Raw genomic sequence first — 26,475 nt, 5'->3', positions numbered from 1 at the left:
GCAAGTCCACCCCTTGTGCGGCACGCCAGCCGTGTCCCATCAGTTCCCGCTCATGCCTGCTCTCCTATTCCGGAGGCGGTGGGGCGCCCATCGCCAAATTCTGCTTGACAAGCAAGTAGAATATAACAAACATAGCACACATGACAAAACAAAACGATTTTCCGGCGATACTCCGCGCCACCCGCGCGGCCCTCAATCTGACTCAGGAGCAGCTCGCTGAGCGCCTGGGCGTCTCCTTTGCCACGGTGAACCGATGGGAAGGTGGCGGCAACAAGCCCCAGCGTGCCGCGCAGGAGACCATCCTCGCGCTGGCGCGAGAGGCCGGGGTCGAGGGAGCCGAAAGCCTCCCGCCTGCCGAAGCGGCTGCTCAGGTGACCCGGCGTCGCAGCGGGCGGGCGGCGGCTGCGCCCACCACCAAGCCGATGGAGCAGATGCTGTGGGACGCCGCCTGCTCGATCCGGGGCGAGAAGGACGCGGCCAAGTTCAAGGATTACCTGCTGCCGCTGCTCTTCCTGAAGCGCCTGTCCGACGTCTTCGACGACGAGATCGAGCGTCTGGCCGAGGAATACGGCGACCGTGCCACTGCGCTGGAGATCGCCGAGTCGGACCACTCGCTGCTGCGCTTCTACCTTCCCCCGGAAGCCCGTTGGGCGGTGATCAGCGGGCGCGAGTCTTTCGATTGGCCACTCGATGACCGTGGCCGCCCGACCGCGCCCCGGGACATCGGCGAGCACTTGACCCGCGCCGTGCGCGCCGTGGTCAAGCAGAACCCGACGCTCTCCGGCGTGATCGACGTGGTGGACTTCGCCGCCGAGCGCAATGGCGAGCGCGACATCAACCCGGCCAAGCTGCGCGGCGTGGTCGAGACCTTCTCCGACCCGCGCTACCGCCTCGGCCTCGCCGATGTGCAGCCCGATTTCCTCGGCCGCGCCTACGAATACCTGCTGCGCAAGTTCGCCGAAGGCTCGGGCCAGAGCGCAGGCGAGTTCTTCACGCCGACCGAGGTCGGCTTCTTGATGGCGCACATCCTGCGGCCCAAGCCCGGTGAGACCTGCCACGACTACGCCTGTGGCTCGGCGGGGCTGCTGATCAAGCTCCAGCTCGTCGCCCGCGAACTCGACCCCACCAGCCGCGTGCCGCTCAAGCTCTCCGGCCAGGAGCTGCAGGCCGAGAGCTACGCCGTGGCACAGATGAACGCCATCATCCACGACATGGAGGTGGAGCTGGCGCGCGGCGACACCATGATCAACCCCAAATTCCGCGAGGCCAGCGGCAAGATTCGCGGCCACGACATCGTGGTGGCCAACCCGATGTGGAACCAGCCATTCGCGGCGGACCTCTTCGCCAACGATCCGTTCGACCGCTTCCGCACGGCGGGCGGCATCACCAGCGGCAAGGGGGATTGGGCGTGGCTGCAGCACACCCTGGCCTGTCTGGATGACCACGGCCGCGCCGCCGTGGTGCTCGACACAGGCAGCGTCACGCGCGGCTCCGGCTCCAAGAACGAGGACAAGGAACGCAACATCCGCAAGTGGTTCGTCGATCAGGATCTGATCGACGGCGTGATCCTGCTGCCGGAAAACCTCTTCTACAACACCACGGCGGCGGGCGTGATCGTGGTGCTCCACCGCCGCAAGCCCGCTGCGCGCAAAGGCAGGATCGTCCTGCTCAATGCCAGCCGCCACTTCCAAAAGGGCAAGCCGAAGAACTACCTGCCCGAGGAAGACATCCGGCCGCTCGCCGCGATGTACCTCAAAGGCGAGCCGGTGGAAGGCGAGCTTGCCGTCATCACCACCGAGCAGGCACGCGAGGCGGACTACAACCTGAGTCCGGGTCGGTGGGTGGGACAGAACGGCAGCGCGGAGGTCGGATCGATTCCGGCACTGATTCAGCAACTCGAACAACTTAACGCGCAAGACCTCAACTTAACGGCTGATTTGCTGAAGCTACTGCGCCCATTGTCGAAGACGGAGGGTGAGCAATGAACGAAGCATGGGCCAGCGCACCTGTTGCCGATTGTCTTGTTCTCGTTCCAGCAGCAGGCAAGCGCAAGGTTCAGGCGCGCGACTACAAGCCGTTGGGCAGCTTCCCAGTCATTGACCAAGGGCAGGAACAAATCGCGGGCTGGACGGATGACGAAAGCACCGTCATTGACGCACCGCTGCCGCTGATCGTTTTCGGCGATCACACGCGCGCTTTCAAATTCTTGGAGCGCCCTTTTGCACGTGGCGCGGATGGGACACAACTGCTGCGACCGAAGGACGGCATTGATCCGCTCTTCTTTTTCTACGCCTGCCGTGCCATCGACCTACCTGCACGCGGCTATAACCGCCATTTCACCATCCTGAAAGAAAAGGAGTTGGCCTATCCGCTCGATCTAACAGAGCAGAAGGTGATTGCCAGTGTTCTGCGCAAAGCGGAATCGGCACTGCAGCAACAGACGGCACTGCTCGACAACCTCCAAGAACTCAAACGCGCTGCCATGCACGAGCTGTTCACGCGCGGCCTGCGCGGCGAGCCGCAGAAGGAGACCGAGATCGGGCCGGTGCCGGAGAGTTGGAAGCCGCGCACTATCCTCGACCTCTGCGAAATCTGGAGTGGCGGCACGCCGCGCAAATCCATTGCTGAATACTGGAACGGTGATGTGCCATGGGTGTCGGGCAAGGACTTGAAGCTCCCTGCGCTCGACGACGCCATTGACCACATTTCTCAGGCAGGCGTAGAAGCGGCAAGCCGCCTTGCGCCAGCGGGCGCGGTGCTGCTGCTGGTGCGTGGCATGGGTTTGGCGAAAGACTTGCCCGTGGCAGTCATCAATCGTCCGATGGCATTCAACCAAGATGTGAAGGCACTAGTCTCGCGCGGCGAATATTCGGGTCAGTTCTTGCGATCTGCCATTTACGCGGGCAAGGACAGGTTGCTCAGTCAAATCGTCCCGTCAGCGCACGGCACGATGACGCTCAACCTCAACGATGTCGAAACCTTCAAGGTCGCATGCCCAACAGATCCTGACGAAGCCGCCGAAATTGTCGCCATCCTCGACGCCATCGACCGCAAGATCGATCTGCACCGCCAAAAGCGCAAGGTGCTGGAAGAACTGTTCCAGTCCCTACTGCACAAGCTGATGACCGGCGAGATCCGTGTCGCAGACCTCGATCTTTCGGCGCTGTCTCCGGCCTCGACGCAACCCGAGGAGGCCAGGGCATGAGCACCCTCAAGATCAGCGAAGCCGGCACGGTGCAGTTCCCGATGGTGAAGCACGCGGTGGAGATCGGCTGGACGCCGATCACGCCGGAGGACGCACGCGCCAAGCGCGGCGGCGAGGCGGGCACCTTCTTCCGCGACGTGCTGGAAGCCAAGCTCGCCGCCTTCAACCCCTGGATGTCTGCCGACGCGGTGCGCTCCGTGGTGGAGACTTTGGATGCACTGCCGGCCACCATCGAGGGCAACCGCGAGCTGCTGGCCTGGCTGCGCGGCGAACGCCAGTGGTACGACGAAGCCGAGAAACGCCATCGACCGGTGACGGTGATCGACTTCGAGCACGTGGCGGAGAACGTGTTCCATGTGACGTGGGAGTGGAAGATCAAGCCACCCGCGCGCAAGGGCAACCGGGCCGACGTGATGTTCGTCGTCAATGGTGTGCCGGTGGTGATCGTCGAGCACAAGAACCCGAAGGACGGCGACGCCATCGAGCGCGCGATCAAGCAACTGCGCCGCTATGAGTTGGAAACGCCGGAGCTGCTGGCTACGACCCAGCTGTTCAACGTGACGCACCTGCTCGACTACTGGTACGGCGTGACCTGGAACGCCAACCGGCGCGACATGGCGCGCTGGAAGCAGGCGCCGGAGGAAACCTATCGCTTTGCGGTGCAAGCCTTCTTCGAGCCGACCGACTTCCTGCGCACCCTGCAGCACTGGATTCTGTTCTACGTGCAGGACGGTGAGACACGCAAGTCGGTACTGCGCCAGCACCAGCGGCGCGCCATCGACGCGATCCTCGACCGCTGCGCCGACCCGGCCAAGACGCGTGGCCTGGTGTGGCACACGCAGGGGTCGGGCAAGACCTTCACGCTGCTGACGGCGGCGCGTCAGATCCTGGAGGACAAGGCGCGCTTCGCCAATGCGACCGTAATCCTGGTGGTGGACCGCACCGAGCTGGAAGGCCAGTTGAAAGGCTGGGTGGAACGCCTGCTGGGCGAGATGCAGCAGCAGGACATCGCGGTCGAACGGGCCAACAACAAGGCCAAACTGCAGTCCCTGCTGGATGCCGACTTCCGGGGCCTGATCATCTCGATGATCCACAAGTTCGAGGCCATCCGCAAAGACAGCTGCCTGCGCGACAACGTTTACGTGTTCATCGACGAGGCGCACCGGTCGGTGGCCAAGGATCTCGGCACCTACCTGATGGCGGCTGTGCCCAAGGCCACGATCATCGGCTTCACCGGCACGCCCATCGCGCGCACCTCGCAGGGCGAAGGCACCTTCAAAATCTTCGGCACGCAGGATGAGCTGGGCTACCTGGACAAGTACTCCATCGCCGAGAGCATTGCCGACGAGACCACGCTGCCGATCAAGCATGTGCTGGCGCCGAGCGAAATGACGGTGCCGGCCGAGCGGCTGGACAAGGAGTTCTTCGCGCTGGCCGAGAGTGAAGGCGTGACCGATGTCGAGGAGCTGAACAAGGTGCTCGACCGCGCGGTGGGGTTGCGCACTTTCCTGATGGCCGACGACCGCATCGAAAAGGTCTCCGCCTTCATCGCCGAGCACTTCAGGGAGAACGTCCTGCCGCTGGGCTACAAGGCCTTTGTGGTGGCGGTAAACCGCGAGGCCTGCGCCAAATACAAAAAGGCGCTGGACAAGCTGCTGCCGCCCGAGTGGAGCGCGCCGGTCTATACCGAAAACGCCGCCGACGTGGTGGACCGGCCACTGGTGGCCGAGTTACAGCTTTCCGATGGGGCCGAGGAGCAGGTGCGCCTGCTGTTCAAGAAGCCCACCGAGAACCCGAAGATCCTGATCGTCACCGACAAGCTGCTCACCGGTTACGATGCGCCGCCGCTGTACTGCCTGTACCTCGACAAGCCGATGCGCGATCACGTGCTGCTGCAGTCGATTGCGCGGGTGAACCGGCCCTATGTGGACGCCAATGGCGTTCAGAAGCGCGTCGGCCTGGTGGTGGACTTCGTGGGCGTGCTGCGCGAGCTGAAGAAGGCGCTGCAGTTCGACTCCAGCGATGTCAGCGGCGTGATCGAGGATTTGGACGTGCTGCTGCAGGACTTCCTGCAACGCATCGAGCAGGCCAAGCAGGACTACCTGGAGTCGGATGCCGGCGGCACGCCTGACGAGCGATTGGAACGGCTGGTATTCGGGCGCTTCCTGACGCCTGAGGCGCGCAAAGCCTTCTTCGAGCACTACAAGGAGATCGAGGCACTGTGGGAAATCCTCTCGCCCGACCCGGCGTTGCGTGACCACATCGCGACCTACAAGCAGCTCAGCCAGCTCTATGCGGCCGTGCGCAACGCCTATGCCGAAAAAGTCGGGTTCGTGGCTGACCTGGCCTACAAGACCCGCCGCTTGATCGAGGAGAGCGCCGAGCAACATGGCCTTGGGCGATTGACCAAGACCGTAACCTTTGACGTGGCAACCCTGAAGTCGCTGCGCGGTGAGGATGGGTCCGACGAGGGCAAGGTGTTCAACCTTGTGCGCGGTCTGCAGCACGAGATTGACGAGGACCCTGCCGCAGCACCGGTGCTGCAGCCGTTAAAGGACCGAGCGGAGCGCATCCTGAAGGATCTGGAAGAGCGCAAGACGACCGGACTGGCGGCGATGGACCAACTGGCGGCGTTGGCTGCGGAGAAGGAAGCCGCCATGAAGGCGGCACGCGACAGTGGCCTGTCACCTCGCGCCTTTGCCGTTGCCTGGGTGTTGCGTGAGGATGCGGCCGTCAAAGCGGCGGGCATCGACCCCATGACGCTGGCCAAGGACGCCGAGGAGTTGCTCGGACGCTTCCCGAACGCCTCGGTCAACGCCGACGAGCAGCGACGGCTGCGTGCGTCGCTGTACAAACCTTTGCTCGCTCTGGCGCAAGACGAGCGGGCTCGGGTCGTCGATCTTGTTGTGCGTTTGCTGCTCACGGAGGGTGGCGAATGAAATCGTCGCAGTACCCAGCGCAGGACTTACGACGCCGCGCACTGGCCTGGGCGGTCAAGCTGAAGGTGAATCCCCGCGTGGTTCGGGTGCAGGAGATGCGCAGGAAGTGGGGTTCCTGTTCATCGGCGGGAACCGTCACCTTGGCCACTGACTTGCTCGACCAGGATGAGTCTTTCCAGGATTACGTCATCGTTCATGAACTGCTTCACCTGCGTTACGCAAACCACGGGAGGATGTTCAAGGCGCTGATGAGCGCACATGTCCCGGGTTGGCGCACGATCGAGCAACGCCAGATAGGCGATGCAGATGGCGCATCCGTTGAGCGGCTCTCCCGCAAACCGAACGGCCATGCCCGATGACGATGCAATAACAAAAGGATCTGCTGCAATGCGCTTGATCGCCGGCCCGCTCAACAAACAACTACTCCAGAACCTGCTGGGCGAGGTGATTGAATCCTGCACGCGCGTTCGCGCGGCCGTCGCCTACGCCAGCCGCGACAACATGAAGTTGTTCGAGGCCTGCGCGCAGCACTTGAAGCCCCTGGAGTTCTTTGGCCGCTACGACCACACCGTGGCTGTCGATCCCGCCGTGTTGAAGTGGTTTCTGGATAAGGCCAGTCCGAATTTCGACTGCAAGCTCGTTCCCGACATCCTGCACGCCAAGATCATCTGGTGGGTGGATGCCGGCGCCTACATCGGGTCTGCCAACCTGTCAGACCGGGCCTGGATATCGAACATCGAAGCGGGCACCTTTCTGCCCCACGACGAACTCGTCGAAACGGGCATGGAGCGTGAGCTGCAGCGCTTCTTTGAGGAAGTGGATGACCGTGCCCGACCTCTGACCAAGGAGATCTACCAAGAGCAGCTGCGCTTGGCGGACCGGCGGGCTGAGTTGTCGAAGCGCGAATACGGACTTGAGCAGCAGTTCGACAAGGACCGCTTGCTGCCGAAGAACCACGGTCTGGTGTTTGTCGACACGAAGCGATCGTCTGAGAAGCGCTTCCAGAAGTTCGAGCAGGATTGGAACGACACGCTGCAGGTGATGCGATCGATCGCATCCAGGGTTTCGGCGCCCGGCGCCAAACCGGGCTGGATTGATGCGTCGGTGGCCCCCGGCGTGCAAGCCGACCAATTCCTGCACGCCTACTACTACAAGCAGGTCAAGGATGGAAACCGCCACCCCTACGAGGAGTTCTTCGCCAGGAATTCGAAGAACCCAGAACTGGCGCTGCGCGACGCGCTGGAGTGGTGGCATGACGCCGACTTCGACCACTCGTTTGAAGAACGCACCATCTACGAGTGGTCGCCCCGGCTGCGCGAGTTACTGGCACGCGATCGCATTCTCAAACTGACGGAGCAGGAATTCGTCGATGCCGTTTCCCGGGTGCACGCGATCCGAGACCATGCCATCAAGCAGGAAAACGAGCACTTGGGCTTGCCTGACCGACCGCAGGCCGGCGACGACAAGGTCGAGAAGTTCGGCGAGTGGCTGTGGCGGCAGCGATCCCGCGAAGGGCGGACGGTGCTTGAGCTGTTGAACTACGTCGTCTGGGGCAATGGAAGTGTATCGGCCCGGCTCTGGAACGCGATCCGCAGCGACGACTGGGCAATTCCGCACATTGGCCTGAGCAGCCTCGGGGAAATCGTCGGCTGGGCGCGTCCAGACGAGTTTCCGCCAAGGAACATGCGCACGAGCAAGGGGCTGCGGGCGCTCGGTTACAACGTGAGGATCGGTGTTTGATCTGCGGCCGTGGGCGGCGCCCGCAAGGTCCCGATCAACCCACCGTCCCCTGCGCCGGCCCGGCCCGCCCTGGCATACCGTCCTTGAAGATTTGAGTCACATCAATCGGCCAGCAGGTCGCTGGATGTTGACTCTTGACTTTCGGCATGTTAGGCGCAATTTTTTGCAAAGTCTTGCAAGAATTTCCTCGAGCGAGGCCGCGTGACGACGGAACTTGTGGGGGTGGTATGACAGCGCGCCAGCAGGCGATCTTCACACTCGACGAGTTGGCTGCCTACTTGAAAGTCGGCAAGCGGACGCTTTACCGGCTCGCCTCGCACGGGGAGATTCCGGCCTTCAAGGTCGGCGGGACGTGGCGGTTTCGTCAAAGTGAAATCGATCGATGGATCAATGATCAGATCCAAGCAGGCACAAAGAAGGAGGTGATACGCACAGATGAGCAGCCAAAGTCAGCGGAACACTCCGTGTCGTCTGGGCGCGCTGTCCGTCGCCGCAGGCAAACGGAGTGAGCGAGAGTCTTCAATTTTTCTTCTGGAGGTGTGACATGGACATTGATTTCAAGAAATTGGCTCCCTGGAACTGGTTCAAGAAGGAGCAGGAAGAACAACAGAGCACTGCCTCGCTGCCGGTGCAGCGCAATGACCTGCCGGTGGCGGGTGGGCCGGTCAGCCCCATCCTGCAATTGCATCGCGAGATCGATCGCCTGTTCGACGACGCGTTTCGAGGCTTCGGTTTCCCGACGCTGGCCATGCCACGCTGGCCGTCGGAGTGGCCGGGCCTGCTGAAACCGGCGCTGGACATCCAGGAGACCGACAAGCAGTACAAGATCGCCCTGGAAGTGCCCGGCGTCGAGGAAAAAGACATCCAGATCACGCTCGACAACGACGTGCTGCTGGTGCGCGGTGAAAAGCGTCAGGAGCAGGAAACGAAAGACGGCGGTTTCCACCGGGTGGAGCGCTCCTACGGCAGCTTTCAGCGCGCTCTGAACCTGCCGGCCGATGCCAACCAGGACACGATCAAGGCCGCTTTCAAGAACGGCGTGCTCACGATCACGATGGAAAAGCGCGAGGCCAGTACGCCCAAGCAGGGGCGCTCGATCCCGATCAATGGCTGACGCGGGGCAGCGCGTTTTTCTCAAAAACCACAAAGAGATGAGGCACCGTGATCGGCGGTGCCTCGTCAGATCAATCTTTACAGGAGCATCAGCATGGCCAGAAAACAATGCCAGGTCTGCGGCCAGCCCGCCACGGTGCGGGTGGAAGCCAATCTCAATGGTCGCCACAGCACCATGCTGTTGTGTGACGATCACTATCGCCAACTGGTGCGCCAGCAAAAGCGCACCGTCTCACCGCTGGAAGCCTTGTTCGGCTCGCGCAGCGGCCTGTTCGAAGACTTCCTTGGCAGCGACTTCTTCCGCATCGGTGACGACGCACCGTCCATGGCGGCCGATACCGACGAGGTCGTCGATGCCTCGTTCGGCGAACCCGCCCCGGCCGGTACGGGCACAGCACGCCGTCGCGGCAGTGGGCTCGCCAGCCGCATCAGCGAACAGTCCGAGGCCCTATTGCAGGAGGCCGCCCGACACGCTGCCGAGTTCGGGCGCGCCGAAGTCGATACCGAACACCTGCTGCTGGCGCTGATCGACAGCGACGTGGTCAAGACCATCCTGGGGCAGTTCAAGATCAAGGTCGATGACCTCAAGCGGCAGATCGAATCCGAAGCCAAGCGCGGCGACAAGCCGTTCGAGGGCGAGATCGGCGTGTCGCCCCGCGTCAAGGACGCACTCAGCCGTGCTTTCGTGGCCTCCAACGAACTGGGCCACTCCTATGTCGGCCCGGAGCATTTCCTCGTTGGCCTGGCCGAGGAAGGCGAAGGCTTGGCGGCCAACCTGCTGCGCCGCTATGGCCTCACGCCGCAGGCGCTGCGCCAGCAGGTGAGCAAGGTGGTCGGCAAGGGGGCTGAGGATGGTCGCGCCGAGACGCCGACCAACACGCCGGAACTCGACAAGTATTCGCGAGACCTCACCAAGATGGCGCGCGAGGGCAAGCTCGATCCGGTCATCGGCCGCGCGCAGGAGATCGAGACGACCATCGAAGTGCTGGCCCGGCGCAAGAAGAACAACCCGGTGCTGATCGGCGAGCCCGGCGTCGGCAAGACCGCCATCGTCGAAGGGCTGGCGCAGCGCATGGTCGCCGGCGAAGTGCCCGAGACGCTGCGCGACAAGCGCCTGGTGGAACTCAACATCAACGCCATGGTGGCCGGCGCCAAGTACCGCGGCGAATTCGAGGAGCGCGTGCAGAAGGTGCTCAAGGAAGTGACCGAGCACCAGGGCGAGCTGATTCTCTTCATCGATGAGGTGCACACCATTGTCGGTGCCGGCCAGGGCGGCGGCGAAGGCGGGCTGGACGTGGCCAACGTCTTCAAGCCGATGATGGCGCGCGGCGAGCTTAACCTGATCGGCGCCACCACGCTCAACGAGTATCAGAAGTACATCGAAAAGGATGCCGCGCTGGAGCGTCGCTTCCAGCCGGTGATGGTGCCCGAGCCGACCGTGGCGCAGACCATGATGATCTTGCGCGGCCTGCGCGACACCTTCGAGGCGCACCACAAGGTCAGCATCACCGAGGATGCGATCATCGCCGCCGCCGAGTTGTCGGACCGCTACATCACCGCGCGCTTTTTGCCTGACAAGGCCATCGACCTGCTCGACCAGGCGGCCGCACGCGTGAAGCTGTCGGCCACGGCCCGCCCGGTGGCGGTGCAAGAGCTGGAGTCCGAACTGCACCAGCTGCGGCGTGAGCAGGACTATGTGGCCTCGCGCAAGCAGTACGACAAGGCCGCCGAGCTGGGCAAGCGCATCGAGGCCAAGGAGACTGAACTCAAGAAGCTCGTCGAGGAATGGGAACGCGAGCGCGCCTCGGGCAGCGCCGAAGTCAAGGCCGAGCACGTGGCGCAGATCGTCTCGCGCCTGACCGGCATCCCGGTCAATGAACTGACCGTGGAGGAACGCGAGAAGCTGCTGCACCTGGAGCAGCGGCTGCACGAGCGGCTGGTGGGCCAGGACGAAGCGGTGCGCGCCGTGGCCGACGCCGTGCGGCTGTCGCGCGCGGGCCTGCGCGAAGGCAGCAAGCCGGTGGCGACGTTCCTGTTCCTCGGGCCGACCGGCGTGGGCAAGACCGAGCTCGCCAAGGCGCTGGCCGAGTCCATCTATGGCGACGAGGGTGCGCTGCTGCGCATCGACATGTCCGAGTACGGTGAACGCCATACCGTGGCACGCCTGGTGGGCGCGCCCCCGGGCTATGTCGGCTACGACGAGGGCGGCCAGCTTACCGAGAAGGTGCGTCGCAAGCCCTACAGCGTGTTGCTGCTGGACGAGATCGAGAAGGCTCACCCCGACGTCTACAACATCCTGCTGCAGGTGTTCGACGACGGGCGGCTCACCGACGGCAAGGGCCGGGTGGTGGATTTCACCAATACCATCATCATCGCCACCTCGAACTTGGGCTCGGACATCATCCAGCGTCGGCTGAAGGCCCGTGGCGCCGCCGGCGAGGAATACGAGAAGACCAAGTCCGAGGTGATGGACGTGCTGCGCGGACACTTCCGCCCCGAGTTCCTCAACCGCATTGACGAAATCATCGTCTTCCATGCGCTGGGCAAGGAGGAGATCCGCCATATCGTCGGCCTGCAGCTCGATCGTGTGGCCCGCAACGCCGCCAGCCAGGGCGTGACGCTGACCTTCGATCAGACCCTGATCGATCACTTCGCGGAGGAAGGCTACAAGCCCGAGTTCGGCGCGCGTGAGCTCAAGCGGCTGATCCGCAGCGAGCTGGAAACCGCTCTGGCGCGCGAGATGCTGGGTGGCGGTATCGGCAAGGCCGATCACGCCAGCGCCCGCTGGGACGACAAGGCCGAACGGGTGGTCTTCGAGCGCCAGGAGCCACCCGCGAAGCCGGCCGAGCCTGAGAAGCCCGATGCCGCGAACGCGGCCGAGACGCCGCCTAGCGACGCGAGCAAGCCTGCGCGCAAGAAGAAGCCGGCGGGCGGCGAATCTTGAGTCATGAGGAGGCTGTCGTGTCCGACCCCAACGGGCTGACATGGGCAGCCACCCTCGTGTCGCTGGCGGTCGCTATCCCCACAGCGGGGCACGCGGTCATCTACAAGCGTGACCCTCGATCGGCCACGCTGTGGGTACTGCTGATCGCCTTGTTGCCGCTGGGCGGTTCGCTGCTGTATGGGCTGTTCGGCATCAACCGTTACCAGCGGCGGGCGCGGCGGCTCTTCCCGGGGGCAGATCCTGCTGTTCGGCAGGACCTCTCGCCCACGATGCCCGAGGCTGTATCGCCGCCGCTTGCCGGTCTGGCCCACCTGGTGGGCCGCGCCACCGGCCAGTCGCTGACCGGCGGCAACCGCATCGAGCCGCTTGTCGATGGCGAGCAGGCCTACCCGGCCATGCTCGCCGCCATCGAATCGGCGCGGTACAGCGTCGCCTTGGCCTCGTACATCTTCGACAGCCAAGGCATCGGGGCGCAGTTCGTCGATGCGCTGCGCCGGGCTCATGAGCGCGGCGTGCAAGTGCGGGTGCTGATCGACGACGTGTATGCCCGCTGGACGCCCCGCAGCGCCTACCGCGCCTTGCAGCGCGCCGGCGTTCCGGCGGCGACGTTCAACCCGACGTTGATTCCCGCGCGCCTGCATGCCGCGCATCTGCGCAATCACCGCAAGCTGCTGGTGATCGATGGCGAGACGGGTTTCACCGGCGGCATGAACATCTTCGGTCCGTATTGGCGGCCCGATGCGCCGGGCCAGGCCTGTCACGATTTGCACTTTCGTCTGCGCGGGCCGGTGATTGCGCATCTGATGCGGTGCTTCACCGATGATTGGTGCGATACCACGGGCGAGCGGCTCAGCAAGGGTTACTGGGGCGAACCGCCCGTAACGGCTGATGAGCAAGGAACCTCTTGGGCGCGCGGCATCGAGGCCGGTCCCGATGAGGCCCTGGACCGGATGCGCTGGACCTTCATGGGCGCTTTGAGCGCCGCGAAGCATTCGGTGCGCATCTGGACACCGTATTTCGTCCCCGATCAGCCCATGATCGCGGCGCTGAGTACGGCTGCGTTGCGCGGCGTGCGTGTCGACGTGCTGACGCCTGCGAACGGTGACCATCCCACGGTGCAATGGGCCGCGCGCGCCCACTACTGGCAGGTGCTGGAGCACGGTGTGCGCATCTTCGAACGGCCTGGCCCGTTCGACCATAGCAAGCTGATGCTGGTAGACGGCAAGTGGTGCTGCCTGGGTTCGGCCAATTGGGATGCACGCAGCCTGCGCCTGAACTTCGAGTTCAATGTGGAGGTGTACGACACCGCGTTGTCTACGCGGCTGTCATCCCTTTTTGATGCCGCCCGTGATGCGGCGGACGAGATATCGGCGATGGCGTTGCGCGCCCGCCCGCTGACCATCCGCTTGCGCGACGGGGTGGCCCGTCTGTTCACCCCCATTCTCTAGCGACACGACTTGCGAGGAACATTGCCCATGGAAAAGAAAGATCAATGGAACATTGGCTACTGGATCGTCGCCGGCCTGTTGCTGCTGACGCTGCAGAACTACTGGCAGGCGGCCAAGACCGTCGAGCCCGTGCCCTACAGCGAATTCGAGAAGGCGCTGGCCGAGGGGCGCGTCGCCGAAGTGCTGGTGTCGGACCGCACGGTCACCGGGCGCCTGAAATCGCCGGACAGCCGGGGCAAGACCACCATCGTGGCCACCCGTGTCGAACCCGACCTGGCCGAGCGGCTGTCCAAGTACGACGTGCCCTATGCGCGGGTGGTGGAAAGCACCTGGCTGCGTGATGTGCTCTCCTGGATTCTGCCGGCGGTGGCCTTCTTCGGCGTCTGGTTCTTCCTGTTCCGCCGCTTCGCCGAGAAGCAGGGCATGGGCGGCTTCCTGAGCATCGGCAAGAGCCGCGCCAAGGTGTTCATGGAGAAGAACACCGGCGTCACCTTTGCCGATGTGGCGGGTGTGGATGAAGCCAAGGCCGAGCTGGTCGAGATCGTCGATTTTCTGAAGAACCCGCAGGACTACGGTCGTCTCGGCGCCCGCATCCCGAAAGGTGTGTTGCTGGTGGGCCCGCCCGGCACGGGCAAGACCCTGCTGGCCAAGGCCGTGGCGGGCGAGGCCGGGGTGCCGTTCTTCTCCATCTCAGGCTCGGAGTTCGTCGAGATGTTCGTCGGCGTGGGTGCGGCGCGCGTGCGCGACCTGTTCGAGCAGGCGCGCGGGCAGGCGCCGGCCATCATCTTCATCGACGAACTCGACGCACTGGGCCGCGCGCGCGGTGTCGGCGGCCCCATCGGCGGCCACGACGAGCGCGAGCAGACCTTGAACCAGCTGCTCACCGAGATGGACGGCTTCGACAGTTCGGTGGGGCTCATCATCCTGGCTGCCACCAACCGGCCCGAAATCCTCGACCAGGCGCTGCTGCGCGCCGGTCGCTTCGACCGTCAGGTGCTGGTGGACCGGCCCGACAAGAAGGGGCGGCTGGACATCCTGAAAGTTCATGTCAGGAAGGTGACACTGGCTCAGGATGTCGACCTCGAAAAGGTGGCTGCGCTGACCACGGGCTTTTCCGGCGCGGACCTGGCGAACCTGGTCAACGAGGCCGCGCTGGCCGCGACCCGGCGCAAAGCGTCCGCCGTGGAGTTGCAGGATTTCACCGCGGCCATCGAGCGCATCGTGGCGGGCCTGGAAAAGAAGAACCGCGTGCTCAACCCCAAGGAGCGGGAGACCGTGGCCTATCACGAAATGGGCCATGCGCTGGTGGCGCTGGCGCTGCCAGGCACCGACCCGGTACACAAAATCTCGATCATCCCGCGCGGCATCGGCGCGCTCGGCTACACGCTGCAGCGCCCCACCGAAGACCGCTTTCTGATGACGCGCGCCGACCTGGAACACAAGATTGCCGTGCTGCTGGGCGGGCGTGCCGCCGAAAAGCTGGTGTTCGGTGAGTTGTCCACCGGGGCTGCCGATGACCTCGCGCGGGCCACCGACATCGCCCGCGACATGATCACCCGCTTTGGCATGGACGAGGGGCTGGGCTACATCGCCTTCGAGGCGCAGCGGCCACGCTTTCTCGATACACCGGAACTGGCCCACGGCGGCTGCCGGGTGGCCGAATCGACCCAGACGCGCATCGATCAGGCCATCCGCGACATCGTGATGGGTGTGTTCGAGCGCGCCTACCGGATTCTCGACACCAACCGCGCGGTGCTGGAGCGCTGTGCGCGCGAACTGCTGGCGCGGGAGACACTCGACGAGAACGACATCCGTCAACTGACACAGGGCTTGCAGTCCGCACCCAGCGATTCGGCAACCCCGCAGCCAGAACCTTCCGTCTCCACTTCTCCAAGGGGTACACCATGAATGAACACCTTCACATCGTCTGTCCGCACTGCCAGTCCATCAACCGCGTGCCGGCCGCCAAGCTCGCGGATCGTCCCAACTGCGGCCGCTGCCAGCAGCCCTTGTTTACGGGCGAGCCCATCGAGTTGACCACGGCGACGTTCTCGCGCCATATGGAGCGCAGCGATTTGCCGCTGCTGGTCGATTTCTGGGCGCCATGGTGCGGGCCGTGCAAGATAATGGCGCCGCAGTTTCAACAAGCCGCGCGCCAGCTTGAACCCAGGATCAGGCTGGCGAAGGTGAACACGGAAGCCGAGCCCCACCTGGCCGCGCAGTTCGGCATCCGCAGCATTCCGACGCTCGCCCTGTTCCAGAGTGGGCGGGAGATCGCCCGCCAGGCAGGCGCCATGGGCGCGCAGGACATCGTGCGCTGGGCATCTGCACAGGTGGGGCGCTGACCGATGCAGGGCTTGCTCGGCGCTACGCTGATCCTGCTGGCGGCTTGCAGCCTGGCGGCGATGGCGACGGCGGCGTTCAGAGTGCCCGCCTTGCTGGGTTACCTCGCCGCCGGCGCCTTGCTGGGCCCCTCGGTCAGCGGTGTGATCGCGCCGGGAGAAGCGCTTGATTTTCTGTCCGAGTTGGGCGTGGCCCTGCTGCTGTTCATGGTCGGGCTGGAGTTCTCCCTCGGGCACTTCTGGCTCGCCCGCAAGACGGTGCTGATGGCGGGCGCTCTGCAGATGATCGCCGTGGCCGCCCCGCTGATCCTGCTATTGATGTGGCTGGGGCAGCCAGCTCAGAGCGCTGCGCTGCTCGGCGCTGCGGCGGCCATGTCTTCCACGGCGCTGGTCAGCCGGCAGTTGGCCGACCAGGGTGAACTCACCACGCGCCATGGCCGCAGCGCCATCGCCGTGCTTGTCTTTCAGGACCTGGCCAGCGTGCCCCTGCTGGCCTTGCTGGCGATCTGGGCCCGCGGCGAGTCGCCGAAGATCGAGAGCGTGCTGCTCGAAGTGCTGGGCGTGCTGGTGTTGTTCGCAGCAGCGGCAGTTGCCTCGCGCCGTGTATTGCACGGCTTGCTGGGTTGGGTGGCTCGCCAAGGTCATGAGGAAGCGTTCGTGCTGGTTTCCTTGTGCGTGGTGGTGGCTGCCGCCGCTGCTGCACACGCGGTCGGTGTATCCGCCGCCCTGGGGGCCTTTCTGGCCGGCATGGTCCTGGGCGAGAGCGACTTCCGTCACCACATGGAAAGCCACCTCAAGCCGTTTCGCGACGTGTTGTCGGGCGTATTCTTCGTGACCATCGGTCTGCAGCTGGACGGGGCGCAGGTGCTCTCGGCACCGCTGGCAGTGCTGGCATGGCTGCTGGCGCTGGTACCGGTCAAGATCCTGCTCAATACCCTGGCCTTGCGGGCGACGCGCCTGTCCGCCCTCGATGCCTGGTGCACGGGCATTGCACTGGGGCATGGCGGGGAGTTTGGCCTGCTGCTGTTGGGCATGGTCTTGCAGCAGCATCTGATCCCCGCGACCGTCGTACAACCCATGCTGGTCGCGCTGGTGCTCAGCATGGCCTTGGCACCGCTACTGATTCGCCACCACGATGTACTTGCCCGGTTCTTGAGCCGCACAGGCGGCGTCATTCAGCCACCCCAGGCAGAAGAAGTCGAGATCGCTGCGCAGACAGCGCGATATCGAGACCACGTCATCCTCTGCGGCGCAGGCGAGCTTGGCCTGACAGTCAGCGAGATTCTTCGCCACGCCGGCGTGGCGCATCTGCTCCTGGAGGCGGACGAGCAGAAGGTCGAGGCCGCGCGTGCCGCCGGTGCGCCAGTGTTCCATGGCGATGCCAGTCGGCCCGATACCTTGCTGGCTGCCGGCTTGACGCATGCGCGCATGGTGGTGCTGACGTTCGCCCATGCCCAGCAAGCGTTGCGCATCGCCCAGGCGATTGCCGAGCGCCGTCCGGCGCTGACCTTGTGGATGTCATGCAGAAGTACGACCACGGCCGATGCATTTCGCGCCATGCCCAACGTGCGTGTGTACCAGCAATCCTTTGCCGCAGCCCTTGGGCTGGCGGAACAGGTGATGACGACGCTTGGCATGTCGGCCGAAATGGTCGAACGAAACATCAGTGCAATGCGCCGCCATCTCGACAGCGGCGGTTTCGCAGGGAGTCCATCTTCATGAAATCAACACTCCGCAACCCATTTCAGGTCTTGCGTGACCAATGGGCCATCATGAGCTTTTACGAGCGTTTCGAACAGGTCGTCGCGCTCGTGCTGTCGGCGGTGATTGCCGTCATCATCGTGGTGTCGCTGCTCCAGCTCATCGCCATCGTCTTCACGCTGCTGATCCTCGATGCCTTCAATCCTCTGGATCACAAGGTATTCCAGAGTGTGTTCGGCATGATCATGACGCTCTTGATCGCGATGGAGTTCAAGCATTCCATCGTGCGCGTGGCGCTGCGTCGGGACAGCATCATCCAGGTCAAGACCGTGATCCTCATCGGCCTGATCGCGCTGGCGCGCAAGTTCGTGATCCTCGACCCCGAGGCGAGCCCCGGCAAGATCGCCGCGCTTGCAGGAGCCACACTGGCGCTCGGTGCCACTTACTGGCTGCTGCGCGAGCGCGACGACCGCGCCGCCGAGACATCTGAGCATGACCCGTCATCATCCCAGTGACCCGCGCGCGGCGTTGTTGCAACACCGCTGGCTCAACCGCCTGCAGACCGGGCTGTTGGTCCTGACCCTGATCGGGATCGCAGCCACCGCAGGAAGCCTGCTGTTCGGGGAAAGCGGCCTGTGGCTCGCGCTGTTTGCAGTTGCAGGCATGCTGCTGCTGGAACCGGCAGCAGCATCCGCCTTGACCTTGCGCCTGTACCGTGCACGGGCTTTGCACCCGCACGAAGCCCCCGAGATTTGGGCCCTGTTGCGCGAGCTGTCCGCCCGTGCCGGTTTGCCCGCCACGCCGGTGCCGCACTACGTGCCCAGTGCCGTCGTCAACGCCTTCGCCACCGGCTCGAAGCAGGATGCATCGATCGCCCTCACCGATGGCCTGCTGCGCAGCCTGAGCCCACGCGAGCTGGCGGGTGTGCTCGCGCATGAAGTCGCGCACATCGCCAATGAGGATCTGCGCGTCATGGGTCTGGCGGATTCCGTCAGTCGCCTCACTAGCCTGCTGGCAATGTTGGGACAGATCGCGATCCTGCTCAGCCTGCCCGCGCTGCTGGTTGGCGCGGCGGAGGTCTATTGGCCTGGTCTATTGTTATTGGCCGCATCGCCCCAGCTGGCCCTGCTCGCACAGCTCGGCTTGTCTCGCGTGCGTGAGTTCGACGCTGACCGCCTCGCGGCGGAACTGACTGGCGACCCGCACGGGCTTGCGTCTGCGCTGGCGAAAATCGAGCGGGTCAGCCGCTCCTGGCGTGCCTGGCTGTGGCCGGGATGGGGCAATCCCGAGCCCTCCTGGTTGCGCACGCATCCGGCAACGCAAGAGCGCATCTCACGCCTGCTGACGTTGGCGCCTGGGCCAGCATCAGCGTTGCCACTCCACGCGCCCCATTTTTTGCCGGAATCCGCTTTGGCGACGCGTCCGCCGCGCTGGCCCGAGCGGGCTGTGGCGCTGATTGCCCATCAACAGGAGACTTCTCATGACCTATCTCGACCCGTACCAACGCCCCGCGCCGGACCACTTCGTCCGTCGCTGGCTCTTCATCACCGCCTGCATTGCCGCGCTCATGCTGCTGTGGCAGTTCCTGCCTGCCATCGAGGCCTGGTTCAGTCCGCGCGAGGCGGCAGAACGCACCGTCACGGCGCGTGGCGATCTGGCGGCGGACGAGAAAGCCACCATCGAATTGTTCGAAAAGTCGCGCGCCTCGGTGGTGTATATCACCACCGCACAGCTGATACGCGATGTCTGGACGCGCAATGTCTTCTCCGTGCCCCGCGGTACCGGCTCGGGCTTCATCTGGGATGACGCCGGCCATGTCGTGACCAACTTCCACGTTATCCAGGGCGCGTCCGAAGCCACCGTCAAACTGGCCGACGGCCGCGACTACCAGGCCGCGCTGGTGGGGGCGAGCCCCGAGCACGACATAGCCGTGCTCAAGATCGGCGTCGGTTTCAAGCGCCCGCCGGCCGTACCGGTGGGCACCAGCGCCGACCTCAAGGTAGGCCAAAAGGTCTTTGCCATTGGCAACCCCTTCGGCCTGGACTGGACGCTCACCACCGGTATCGTCTCCGCGCTCGACCGCTCGTTACCCGGAGAAGCGGGCGGCCCGGCCATCGATCACCTGATCCAGACCGACGCCGCCATCAACCCTGGCAACTCCGGTGGGCCGCTGCTCGATTCGGCAGGAAGGCTCATCGGCATCAACACGGCGATCTATAGCCCCTCCGGCGCCTCGGCCGGGATTGGTTTCGCCGTGCCGGTGGACACCGTCATGCGCGTAGTCCCGCAACTCATCAAGACCGGTAAGTACATCCGTCCGGCGCTGGGCATTGAGGTGGACGAACAGCTCAATCAGCGCCTGCTGGCGCTGACTGGAAGCAAGGGCGTGTTCGTGCTGCGTGTGACCCCCGGCTCGGCGGCGCACAAGGCCGGCCTCGCGGGTGTTGAAGTCACGCCACAAGGCATCGTGCCCGGCGACCGCATCATCGGTGTTGATGGCAAGGCGACGGACGATGTGGCTAAGCTGCTCGCGCGGCTGGACGACAGGAAGGTCGGTGATGTGGTGGTCTTGTCGGTGGAACGGGCCGGCAAAACGCGGGAAGTGCGCGTGGAGCTGCAACCGGGGATTTGATCGAGTCGACCCGGCCTATCAGGCGGCGCGGAGCAGGCAAGTCGCTTCGGCCTCCCGCCGCGTGACAAGCCCCGGCAGCACCTTGCCACCGCCAAAGACCCACCGCCGCAACTCGGTTGCGGCGCTGGGCCAGTCGCGCTGATTGACGCGCCGTCGCAGCGTCGATGTCTGCAACCGCCCTGCGCCAAGGTTGAACGTGAAATCTACGATGGCCGCGAGTCTGCTCTCGGGTTCGGTGGCCAGCACCGGGCAGTAGCGCAGGGTGGCGGTCAGCGCGATTCTCAAGTCGTCCGCCAGGTAGCGATCCGCCTCGACCTCCGTGATCGGCGGATGATTCGGATCGCAGAGATGGCCGTAGCCGATGGTCCAGTAGCCAGCTGGGCAGACGTAGGGATGCGCGCGGCCGGGATCGGCTCTCGGCACCCGATGGAACCCCTCGAAGCGCTTGGCCAAGTCGATGGCCATTTGCGGCACCTCGATCACGGCCGCACCCGGTCGAACACGCGCCCGAGGAACCAGAAGTTCAGCACCCCGGCCCACAGCGCCTGATCGGCCTCCGTCCAGGCGTGCAGGATGGCAACGCCCCATCCCGCGCCAGCGGTCACGGCGGCCGCGAACGCCGCCGTCTTGGCCGCGCAGTACAGCGCCATGAACCAGTAGGTGATGATGGGGCGCACGCTGGTGGACAAGGCATCCACCCAGCGCACTCGGGATCGCTGGCCTTGTGCGGCGACCGCCTCCCTCAACGCTTCGATGGCCCCGGTGTTCCACGCCGCGTCGGCACCCGCGCCGATTTCCGACATTCGTTGCGCGCCGCGCAGCTTCTCGAACTCCAGCGCCTTGTCCTGCATCGCCAGTTCGTGGCCACGTTCGCCCTTGCGGTCCAGCCACTTGAGGATCTCAGGTGCCAGACGGAAGGCCCCGCCGAGGAGGCCACCGAGCAAGGTCTCGATCATTGCGCGCCTCCCATCAGCTTCAACTTGAGGGCGGCCCCGACCAGCAGCGCGGCGAGGATGCCGGTGGTGATGACCTTGACGGCAGTCTGCCACGCCGTGCGGCGCGCGTCGCGCCACGCATCCAGCAGATCACGCAGTTCGCGGATGTCCTTCGCGGCACTGCCGTTCTCCAGGCCGAGATGGGCGAGGCAACGCTCGGCTCCGCGTTGGGCGGCGCGGTCGAGCAGCTCGTCGAAGTCTTCGCGGCGCAAGAGCAGCATGTTCTCGATGAGCGCGGGCTGATGTTGTTCGGGTTCGGTCATTTGCTTTCTCCAGACAACGAAGTTGCGGCGTAGGCTCATGTGGCGCAGCCACGTGATGCCGGAGCCAAATGCGAAACCCGCCTGATGCGTCGGCATCGAGGCGGGTCTCAGGGGTGAATCGGTCAAACGGCGGTGCTTTAGATTTCGATGATCTCCAGCGTCAGACTGGGCGCGATGCCTTCGACGACGTCATCGCGCACGAACACTTTCTGGCCGACGGCCGCGTTGCCACGCGCCTTGATCAGGCCGCCACCCGGCAACGCGACGGTGACCACGCCGGAGCCGACGTCGATCGCCGTGCCCGCCTGCAGCGGCGGGTCGGGGATTAGCTGGCGGAACTGCTCGTAGAGGTTATGCATAGCCCTGCACCCCCAGCGTCTGCCAGACCTCGGGCATGCCCGCCTCGATTTGCGTCGAGCGCACGAGGCCCAGCCGGGTGACGCTGCCGTCCTGGTACTCGACGAACGCCCCCGGCTCGATGATCCCGGTCTCGGCGAGCACCGGCAGGCGCAGGCTGACTTCGATCTGGTGCCCGGTGTCGGCGAGCACGGCGATGCCTCGCTGCCGCGCGGCCGCCGCCTCGGTGATGAGCGGATCGACCACCATCGGGGCCAGCACATCCCCGGCAGTCCCAGCCCGGCTCACCTGCCCAAGCACACCGACATCCTGGCCGGATACGAACACGCGGTTGTAGCCGGGCTTCTCTACCCAGCGCAGCGACTCGCGGGCCACCGCATCGACGGGCAGCACGAAGTCTGGCGTGACGGTGTTCCACTCCCACGGCGCGACCGGATACCGGTGGCGCACGCGGATGCTCTGGTCGGAGGGATGCGGGATCAGGTAGCCCCCGACCGCACTGGCGATGGCGGTCAGAGCCTCGATCCACGTTCCCTGTCGGGCGAACACTCCGGCTGGGACGTTCCAGTCCGTGAGGCCCCAATCGACCGTCCAGCCCAGCGGGATGCCGTTGAGCGTGAGGACGTCGTCCATCAGCTGCCGCGCGGTGCGTGCCTCGGCGTTGCCGAAGGTCATCACCGGTGCATAGGGCGCGGCCAGCACGGCGTTGCGTCCGCGCCCCGAGATACGGATGCTGGCGTCGCCGAAGATGCGCTCGCGGCTGATGCTCTCGGCCAAGACGCGGAATGCCGTGCCATTGATGCTGGCGACCAGTTCGACCGGGCCGGCGGCGCTGCCGGGTGCCACCAAGCTTTCCGCCTTGGCAGGCAGTTGCGCATCGAAGCCCCACGTCCAGGATGCGGCGTCGAGCGACAGCGAGAGACTGAACACCGGCACCGGCATGCCATCGGGCAGGCGGTGCAGCGTCACGTTGTTGATCACGAAGTACACCCTCCGGACAGGAACGACCACCGGCTCCCCTCCGGGCGGCGGCTCGGTATGGTTTTCGCAGACGAACAGCAACTGGCCGTCCGCCGGGGCCAATGCGGCGAACAGCAGGTGCGCGCTCGGCGTGTAGCAAGGTTGCGGCGCGGGCGGCTCGGGAACCACCCAGACGCTGATCCCTGGCGGTGGCGGCACGGCTTCCTGAAACCTGCCGTGCCAACCTTTCGGCGCAGGGCTGGTGCTCTGGAAGTCGGTACCTTGATGCTGGGTGAGCAGCCGCGCGACTTGCCAGAAAGCGACTCGACCGGCGCGCTTGGTGCGATCACCGTCCTGATGCCGGAAGCGCGTGGCGTCGCGCAAGCGAACGGCGTTCTGGAACGAGCCGTGGCGGGCCAGTTCGAGGTGCGTCCCATCCTGATGTGCGAACCAGGTCGCATCAATCAGACGCGTGGCCTGCTGCTGAGCCGTGCGGCGCTGCTCCGGCGCGGCGGCCAAGATCGGGGGCAACCGGTGCGCGATGCCATGTGGCGAAGCGAGCGTGCGCCTCCAGAACGTCTCCCAGCCTGCGGGCGTCGCGGCCGCATCCTGCTGGCCGTGATCCGCGCCGTCCTCCGTCTGCCGCGCCACTTGCCAGTGGTGCGAGGTCTGGCCGACCGTGGGCCGCTGCGTGTGCGACGCGTATCTGACCTCGCCGGTGAACACCACGCCGGGCAGGCTCGCGCCTGCGCCAGTCCCCACGTTCAACGGCACGCTCGGGCGCAGAATCAGCGAGCGCACCGTCAGGCTTGGCAGTTCGGCCAACAGCTCGGCCCGGGCCGGGGGAATGAACTTGATCGCAACGACCGGCAGCGGCAGCGTGGCCCGTACCGTCACGTCGTCGCGCGGGGCGATGTAGTTGGCCCCGAACACCAGGTCGGCGTCGGTGGCGGCGGGCTGGTCGAACAGCAGGTCGACTAAGTGCGGCCCGAGTTCGACATCCACCACGGGCGCAGGCAGCGTGGCGGCCAGCGCCAGTTCAATGGGGGTGCTCGGCACCGCTTACCCCAGGATCGCCGACACCATCCGGGCATCACCGCCCAGGTAAAGATTGGTGCTGGCCAGTTTCACGTCGCCGCTGCCGTCGGTGCCGCTGCAGTCGAGATCCAGGGCGGTCACCTCGTTGCCGTTCACCAGCCGCGCCCAGGTGGCCACACCCGTGGCGGTGATCAGCCCATCCTCCTGCTGCGTGAGCGTCAGCAACCCGCCCGAGATCGTGCCGGCGGGCTTGGTCAGCTTGATCTCGACCAACATCGCACTGCTCGGCGTCGTGGACGGCGTGGCAGGGCGCGCCCCGCCGTAGATGCGCAGACGCGCCGGATTGCTCCCCGCATCGAGGAACGCGAGCGTGCCCGCCAGACGCGCCTCGTTGTGTTCGACGGTGATGGCGACGGTCATGGCATCGGTTCCGGCTTGAGGTTGTCCGCGATCACGGCGCGGTACATCTGCTTGTAGTCGTAGCTGACCACGGTGTATCGCTGCGCCGGGTCCAGCAGTTCGAATCGGTAGTTGCCGCTGGCATCAGACCAGGTCTCGGCGACCAGGACACGGGCGTTCTCGCTGATGAGCTGCACCCTTCGCACCAGCGGCTGGTCGGGCGGCCCCTTCTCTTTCACCGTCCCGGCGATCACGCCGTGACCGCTGAAGTGAATGTCCTTGCGCGCACTTGGAAACGTGCGCAAGCGCCAGTCGTAGCCGCCATCCCGGCTCCACAACTCGCTCGATGGGCTGTTGCGGCGGATCAGGTCGACGTGGGCGTTGACGCCGATGTCGGCAGCGGGATCGGGCAACACCGAGGTCGAACCACCGGCGAGCCGCACCAGCTCGTCGTCGGCGTTCACGCCCACGGTCGCGGGAAACTCGGGCAGACCGGAAGGCGTGTCGCCTGCGATGGCGTGGACGCGCGCCGTGGCCCCGTACAGGAACACGCCCGGAATCAGCTTGCCCCGGTAGGCCGCATCGCCGACCTGGAACATCAGCACGCCGCCGGCCTTGAACTGGATCAGGCGCGCCCACGGCACCCCATTGGCGTCGAGGGCACCGACGATGACTTCGCAGCGCAGGATCATCCGCTGACCGACGTTGAAGGCCGGGGCCGCGTCGGGCATCCCGGCAATGGGCTTCGCTCCATCGTTGACGCCGCCCGTCACCGCCGCCCCGTCGCCGAAGCCGCTGTTCCAGCGGGAAACGCTCCAGGCACCGTCGAGATGTGCGAACCGGTAGCCTTCGGCTCCATTGCCTGTCGTCATCCACAGGCCGATGTGCTTGCGGGCGCTCGGGTCGGTCAGAAACTCGACATCGGCCTCGAACCAGAAATCGCCGTGTGCCGTTTCATTGAAACGCAGGATCGACTGTCCATTGGGTGCAGAGATGTCGATGGCCTGCTGCGCGCCGTTGTGGCTGGCGGACATGCTGCCGAGCACCGTGGTGTAGCCGTTCGCCGGTGCCGTGGCGAAGGTGTCGTTGAGCGGGTAGCCCACGCCTCACCTCCACGGCCCGGTGATGTCGAACGCGATCTGAGCGCCCTCGGTTTCCGAGCTGTACTGCGTCCTGACCAGCAGGAACCTCTTGCCCGCCTGGCCGACGACGTTGTCGACGATGGTCTGGTCGCTGTACGGTCGATCCTGTGGCATCCATAGCATTCCGGGCATCAGGCCCCGCATGTGGCCGTCCTCCTGCCGCACGTAGGTCGGCAGCAGCCACAGGCTGTAGTCCGCTCCGTTCGGAAACGGCATCGGGCCGCGCCCGCAGATCTGCTGGCCGTTGTTCGTGTTCAGCGACGTGGTCGCCCAGCGCACCGGGTTGCCGAGCTGGGTGTGATTGCGCAGCAGCACTTTGCCGGTGAAATCGAGCGACGAAACCAGTCCGTAACCGTTGTACTGGCCGGGGTAGCTGATGTACTGGTTGTTCAAGCTCCAGTACAGGTCGTCGGCGCAGAGCACCGTAGCGTAGTTGTCGCCCGGCTTGAAGCTCGTGATGTCGCCGAAGCAGTAGCTGTTGCGCCCGTACCAGCCGTACCCGGCGGCATTGGTGACGAAGAGATAGAACAGCCGGTCATCGCCCACCAGCACCCAGTTGCGATTGCCGCCGCCGTTGTCGCCGTAAGTGTCGTAGCCGGTCTGCCGCGCGTGGTACCACTTGTACCAGCCCCACTGATTCGCGGTGACCTGCTTCCAATTCTGTGTCGGACTATTCGGGTCGTAGGGAGCCTGCGCGCCGACGATGGTGTCGAGGTCCGACAGATCCTCGACGATGCCGACGTTGGCCCATTTGGCCCAGCTCGTCGTGTAGTTCGGCGTCTTGAGGCTGTCGTCGATCAGCAGAATGTTCTGCGGCGAAGCCGGGTTCTTGCTGCGGTAGGCTGCCTTGTTCGCGCTGGCGAAGGGCTTCTCCCAGCCCAGCGGGGCGACCTTGGCGGAAAGGCTGGTGGCGGTCGTCGCGGGTGACACGGGCGTGCCGGTCACCGCGTAGGTGAAGGTGGTCGTGGTGGTCGCGAGCACGCGGAACAAGCCGTTGTACTCGGGCTGATCGGCCCCGGCGATCAACACCACCTGATCTCGCAGGTAAGCGTGCCCGGAGGTGATCGTCGCCGTCGCAACCCCATTGGCGAAGGTCAGCGAGTCGATGGCCTTCAGGGCGAAGCCGTTGACGAGGCAGGCATCGAGCATCGTCACCAGATCGCCCCAGTTGTTGGCGATCTGCGGCGCGCCCGCCATGCCGCTACTGAAATATCTGACGGTCAGGTCGGTCATACGAATTCCTGTGGGAAGGTTTCG

The 26,475-nt window shown here is 65.0% G+C and carries 22 protein-coding genes and 1 pseudogene; 15 read left to right on the top strand and 8 right to left on the bottom strand.

What is annotated here, in order from left to right:
• Positions 1 to 140 precede the first annotated feature (140 nt).
• From R2676_RS21840 to R2676_RS21770, 15 genes and pseudogenes are all read left to right on the top strand, one after another.
• Positions 141 to 1,985 carry an N-6 DNA methylase gene (locus R2676_RS21840; protein WP_164491195.1) on the top strand — a complete coding sequence of 615 codons (1,845 nt, stop codon included), beginning with the start codon at positions 141 to 143 and terminating at the stop codon, positions 1,983 to 1,985.
• Positions 1,982 to 3,205, top strand: coding sequence for a restriction endonuclease subunit S (locus R2676_RS21835; RefSeq protein WP_102080527.1), 1,224 nt, complete (start codon positions 1,982 to 1,984; stop codon positions 3,203 to 3,205). Before R2676_RS21840 ends, R2676_RS21835 begins: the two co-directional genes overlap by 4 nt.
• Positions 3,202 to 6,144: a type I restriction endonuclease subunit R gene (locus tag R2676_RS21830; protein WP_164491196.1), complete on the top strand. Its 2,943-nt coding sequence runs from the start codon at positions 3,202 to 3,204 to the stop codon at positions 6,142 to 6,144. Before R2676_RS21835 ends, R2676_RS21830 begins: the two co-directional genes overlap by 4 nt.
• Positions 6,141 to 6,503: a M48 metallopeptidase family protein gene (locus tag R2676_RS21825; protein WP_102080529.1), complete on the top strand. Its 363-nt coding sequence runs from the start codon at positions 6,141 to 6,143 to the stop codon at positions 6,501 to 6,503. Before R2676_RS21830 ends, R2676_RS21825 begins: the two co-directional genes overlap by 4 nt.
• Positions 6,504 to 6,531: 28 nt before the next feature.
• Positions 6,532 to 7,884 (top strand): phospholipase D family protein, encoded by a 1,353-nt coding sequence (locus R2676_RS26255; RefSeq protein ID WP_164491197.1) that lies wholly within the window; start codon positions 6,532 to 6,534, stop codon positions 7,882 to 7,884.
• 227 nt (positions 7,885 to 8,111) lie between these two features.
• Positions 8,112 to 8,393, top strand: coding sequence for a helix-turn-helix domain-containing protein (locus tag R2676_RS21815; RefSeq protein WP_102080530.1), 282 nt, complete (start codon positions 8,112 to 8,114; stop codon positions 8,391 to 8,393).
• Positions 8,394 to 8,428: 35 nt separating this feature from the next.
• Entirely contained in the window at positions 8,429 to 8,998 is a 570-nt protein-coding gene (locus R2676_RS21810; RefSeq protein ID WP_008906266.1) for an Hsp20/alpha crystallin family protein, read from the top strand.
• A 93-nt stretch (positions 8,999 to 9,091) separates the two neighbouring features.
• On the top strand, positions 9,092 to 11,941 hold the full coding sequence (gene clpK / locus R2676_RS21805) for a heat shock survival AAA family ATPase ClpK (RefSeq protein WP_217056448.1): 2,850 nt from the start codon (positions 9,092 to 9,094) through the stop codon (positions 11,939 to 11,941).
• 17 nt (positions 11,942 to 11,958) lie between these two features.
• On the top strand, positions 11,959 to 13,389 hold the full coding sequence (gene cls / locus R2676_RS21800; RefSeq protein ID WP_217056450.1) for a cardiolipin synthase: 1,431 nt from the start codon (positions 11,959 to 11,961) through the stop codon (positions 13,387 to 13,389).
• 27 nt (positions 13,390 to 13,416) lie between these two features.
• Entirely contained in the window at positions 13,417 to 15,297 is a 1,881-nt protein-coding gene (gene ftsH, locus R2676_RS21795; protein WP_217056452.1) for an ATP-dependent zinc metalloprotease FtsH, read from the top strand.
• A complete protein-coding gene (gene trx-GI, locus R2676_RS21790) occupies positions 15,294 to 15,734 on the top strand; it encodes a heat resistance system thioredoxin Trx-GI (protein ID WP_102080534.1) in 441 nt (146 codons plus the stop codon). Before ftsH ends, trx-GI begins: the two co-directional genes overlap by 4 nt.
• A 3-nt stretch (positions 15,735 to 15,737) precedes the next feature.
• Entirely contained in the window at positions 15,738 to 17,453 is a 1,716-nt protein-coding gene (gene kefB-GI, locus R2676_RS21785) for a heat resistance system K+/H+ antiporter KefB-GI (RefSeq protein ID WP_102080535.1), read from the top strand.
• Complete coding sequence (gene psiE-GI, locus R2676_RS21780; RefSeq protein WP_102080536.1) at positions 17,450 to 17,947, top strand: heat resistance protein PsiE-GI; 498 nt, start codon at positions 17,450 to 17,452, stop codon at positions 17,945 to 17,947. The genes kefB-GI and psiE-GI overlap by 4 nt, the downstream gene beginning before the upstream one ends.
• A pseudogene (locus R2676_RS21775) lies at positions 17,925 to 18,888 on the top strand (zinc metalloprotease HtpX). Before psiE-GI ends, R2676_RS21775 begins: the two are co-directional and overlap by 23 nt.
• Positions 18,889 to 18,912: 24 nt before the next feature.
• Positions 18,913 to 20,064 carry a S1C family serine protease gene (locus R2676_RS21770; RefSeq protein ID WP_102080537.1) on the top strand — a complete coding sequence of 384 codons (1,152 nt, stop codon included), beginning with the start codon at positions 18,913 to 18,915 and terminating at the stop codon, positions 20,062 to 20,064.
• Between the two features lie 18 nt (positions 20,065 to 20,082).
• Here R2676_RS21770 and R2676_RS21765 read toward each other — a convergent pair whose 3' ends face one another.
• The 8 genes from R2676_RS21765 to R2676_RS21730 all read right to left on the bottom strand — a co-directional run bounded on the left by R2676_RS21765 (position 20,083) and on the right by R2676_RS21730 (position 26,451).
• Positions 20,083 to 20,547 (bottom strand): lysozyme, encoded by a 465-nt coding sequence (locus R2676_RS21765; protein ID WP_316887532.1) that lies wholly within the window; start codon positions 20,545 to 20,547, stop codon positions 20,083 to 20,085.
• Positions 20,544 to 21,020 carry a hypothetical protein gene (locus R2676_RS21760; protein ID WP_316887530.1) on the bottom strand — a complete coding sequence of 159 codons (477 nt, stop codon included), beginning with the start codon at positions 21,018 to 21,020 and terminating at the stop codon, positions 20,544 to 20,546. Before R2676_RS21760 ends, R2676_RS21765 begins: the two co-directional genes overlap by 4 nt.
• Positions 21,017 to 21,322, bottom strand: coding sequence for a DUF6127 family protein (locus R2676_RS21755; protein ID WP_316887529.1), 306 nt, complete (start codon positions 21,320 to 21,322; stop codon positions 21,017 to 21,019). Before R2676_RS21755 ends, R2676_RS21760 begins: the two co-directional genes overlap by 4 nt.
• A gap of 137 nt (positions 21,323 to 21,459) precedes the next feature.
• Positions 21,460 to 21,681 carry a hypothetical protein gene (locus tag R2676_RS21750; RefSeq protein ID WP_102080541.1) on the bottom strand — a complete coding sequence of 74 codons (222 nt, stop codon included), beginning with the start codon at positions 21,679 to 21,681 and terminating at the stop codon, positions 21,460 to 21,462.
• The gene (locus R2676_RS21745; RefSeq protein WP_316887527.1) at positions 21,674 to 23,698 is read right to left on the bottom strand and encodes a hypothetical protein; all 2,025 of its coding nucleotides are present in this window, start codon (positions 23,696 to 23,698) and stop codon (positions 21,674 to 21,676) included. The genes R2676_RS21750 and R2676_RS21745 overlap by 8 nt, the downstream gene beginning before the upstream one ends.
• A 3-nt stretch (positions 23,699 to 23,701) precedes the next feature.
• Positions 23,702 to 24,097: a hypothetical protein gene (locus R2676_RS21740; protein ID WP_316887526.1), complete on the bottom strand. Its 396-nt coding sequence runs from the start codon at positions 24,095 to 24,097 to the stop codon at positions 23,702 to 23,704.
• Positions 24,094 to 25,179 carry a hypothetical protein gene (locus R2676_RS21735; RefSeq protein ID WP_316887524.1) on the bottom strand — a complete coding sequence of 362 codons (1,086 nt, stop codon included), beginning with the start codon at positions 25,177 to 25,179 and terminating at the stop codon, positions 24,094 to 24,096. Before R2676_RS21735 ends, R2676_RS21740 begins: the two co-directional genes overlap by 4 nt.
• A gap of 3 nt (positions 25,180 to 25,182) precedes the next feature.
• Positions 25,183 to 26,451: a hypothetical protein gene (locus tag R2676_RS21730; RefSeq protein WP_316887523.1), complete on the bottom strand. Its 1,269-nt coding sequence runs from the start codon at positions 26,449 to 26,451 to the stop codon at positions 25,183 to 25,185.
• Positions 26,452 to 26,475: the final 24 nt, after the last annotated feature.

The sequence above is a fragment of the Ralstonia flatus genome, assembly GCF_958439105.1.
GTDB classification, from domain to species: Bacteria; Pseudomonadota; Gammaproteobacteria; order Burkholderiales; family Burkholderiaceae; genus Ralstonia; species Ralstonia flatus.
Note: the sequence above shows the minus strand (reverse complement) of the source record. Positions and strands in the feature narration are given on the sequence as shown.

Bases quoted from the DNA above. Each gene is read 5' to 3' on its own strand.
- R2676_RS21840 (WP_164491195.1), top strand. From the start codon at position 141: ATGACAAAACAAAACGATTTTCCGGCGATACTCCGCGCCACCCGCGCG.
- R2676_RS21835 (WP_102080527.1), top strand. From the start codon at position 1,982: ATGAACGAAGCATGGGCCAGCGCACCTGTTGCCGATTGTCTTGTTCTC.
- R2676_RS21830 (WP_164491196.1), top strand. From the start codon at position 3,202: ATGAGCACCCTCAAGATCAGCGAAGCCGGCACGGTGCAGTTCCCGATG.
- R2676_RS21825 (WP_102080529.1), top strand. From the start codon at position 6,141: ATGAAATCGTCGCAGTACCCAGCGCAGGACTTACGACGCCGCGCACTG.
- R2676_RS26255 (WP_164491197.1), top strand. From the start codon at position 6,532: ATGCGCTTGATCGCCGGCCCGCTCAACAAACAACTACTCCAGAACCTG.
- R2676_RS21815 (WP_102080530.1), top strand. From the start codon at position 8,112: ATGACAGCGCGCCAGCAGGCGATCTTCACACTCGACGAGTTGGCTGCC.
- R2676_RS21810 (WP_008906266.1), top strand. From the start codon at position 8,429: ATGGACATTGATTTCAAGAAATTGGCTCCCTGGAACTGGTTCAAGAAG.
- clpK (WP_217056448.1), top strand. From the start codon at position 9,092: ATGGCCAGAAAACAATGCCAGGTCTGCGGCCAGCCCGCCACGGTGCGG.
- ftsH (WP_217056452.1), top strand. From the start codon at position 13,417: ATGGAAAAGAAAGATCAATGGAACATTGGCTACTGGATCGTCGCCGGC.
- trx-GI (WP_102080534.1), top strand. From the start codon at position 15,294: ATGAATGAACACCTTCACATCGTCTGTCCGCACTGCCAGTCCATCAAC.
- kefB-GI (WP_102080535.1), top strand. From the start codon at position 15,738: ATGCAGGGCTTGCTCGGCGCTACGCTGATCCTGCTGGCGGCTTGCAGC.
- psiE-GI (WP_102080536.1), top strand. From the start codon at position 17,450: ATGAAATCAACACTCCGCAACCCATTTCAGGTCTTGCGTGACCAATGG.
- R2676_RS21770 (WP_102080537.1), top strand. From the start codon at position 18,913: ATGACCTATCTCGACCCGTACCAACGCCCCGCGCCGGACCACTTCGTC.
- R2676_RS21760 (WP_316887530.1), bottom strand. From the start codon at position 21,020: ATGATCGAGACCTTGCTCGGTGGCCTCCTCGGCGGGGCCTTCCGTCTG.
- R2676_RS21755 (WP_316887529.1), bottom strand. From the start codon at position 21,322: ATGACCGAACCCGAACAACATCAGCCCGCGCTCATCGAGAACATGCTG.
- R2676_RS21750 (WP_102080541.1), bottom strand. From the start codon at position 21,681: ATGCATAACCTCTACGAGCAGTTCCGCCAGCTAATCCCCGACCCGCCG.
- R2676_RS21740 (WP_316887526.1), bottom strand. From the start codon at position 24,097: ATGACCGTCGCCATCACCGTCGAACACAACGAGGCGCGTCTGGCGGGC.
- R2676_RS21730 (WP_316887523.1), bottom strand. From the start codon at position 26,451: ATGACCGACCTGACCGTCAGATATTTCAGTAGCGGCATGGCGGGCGCG.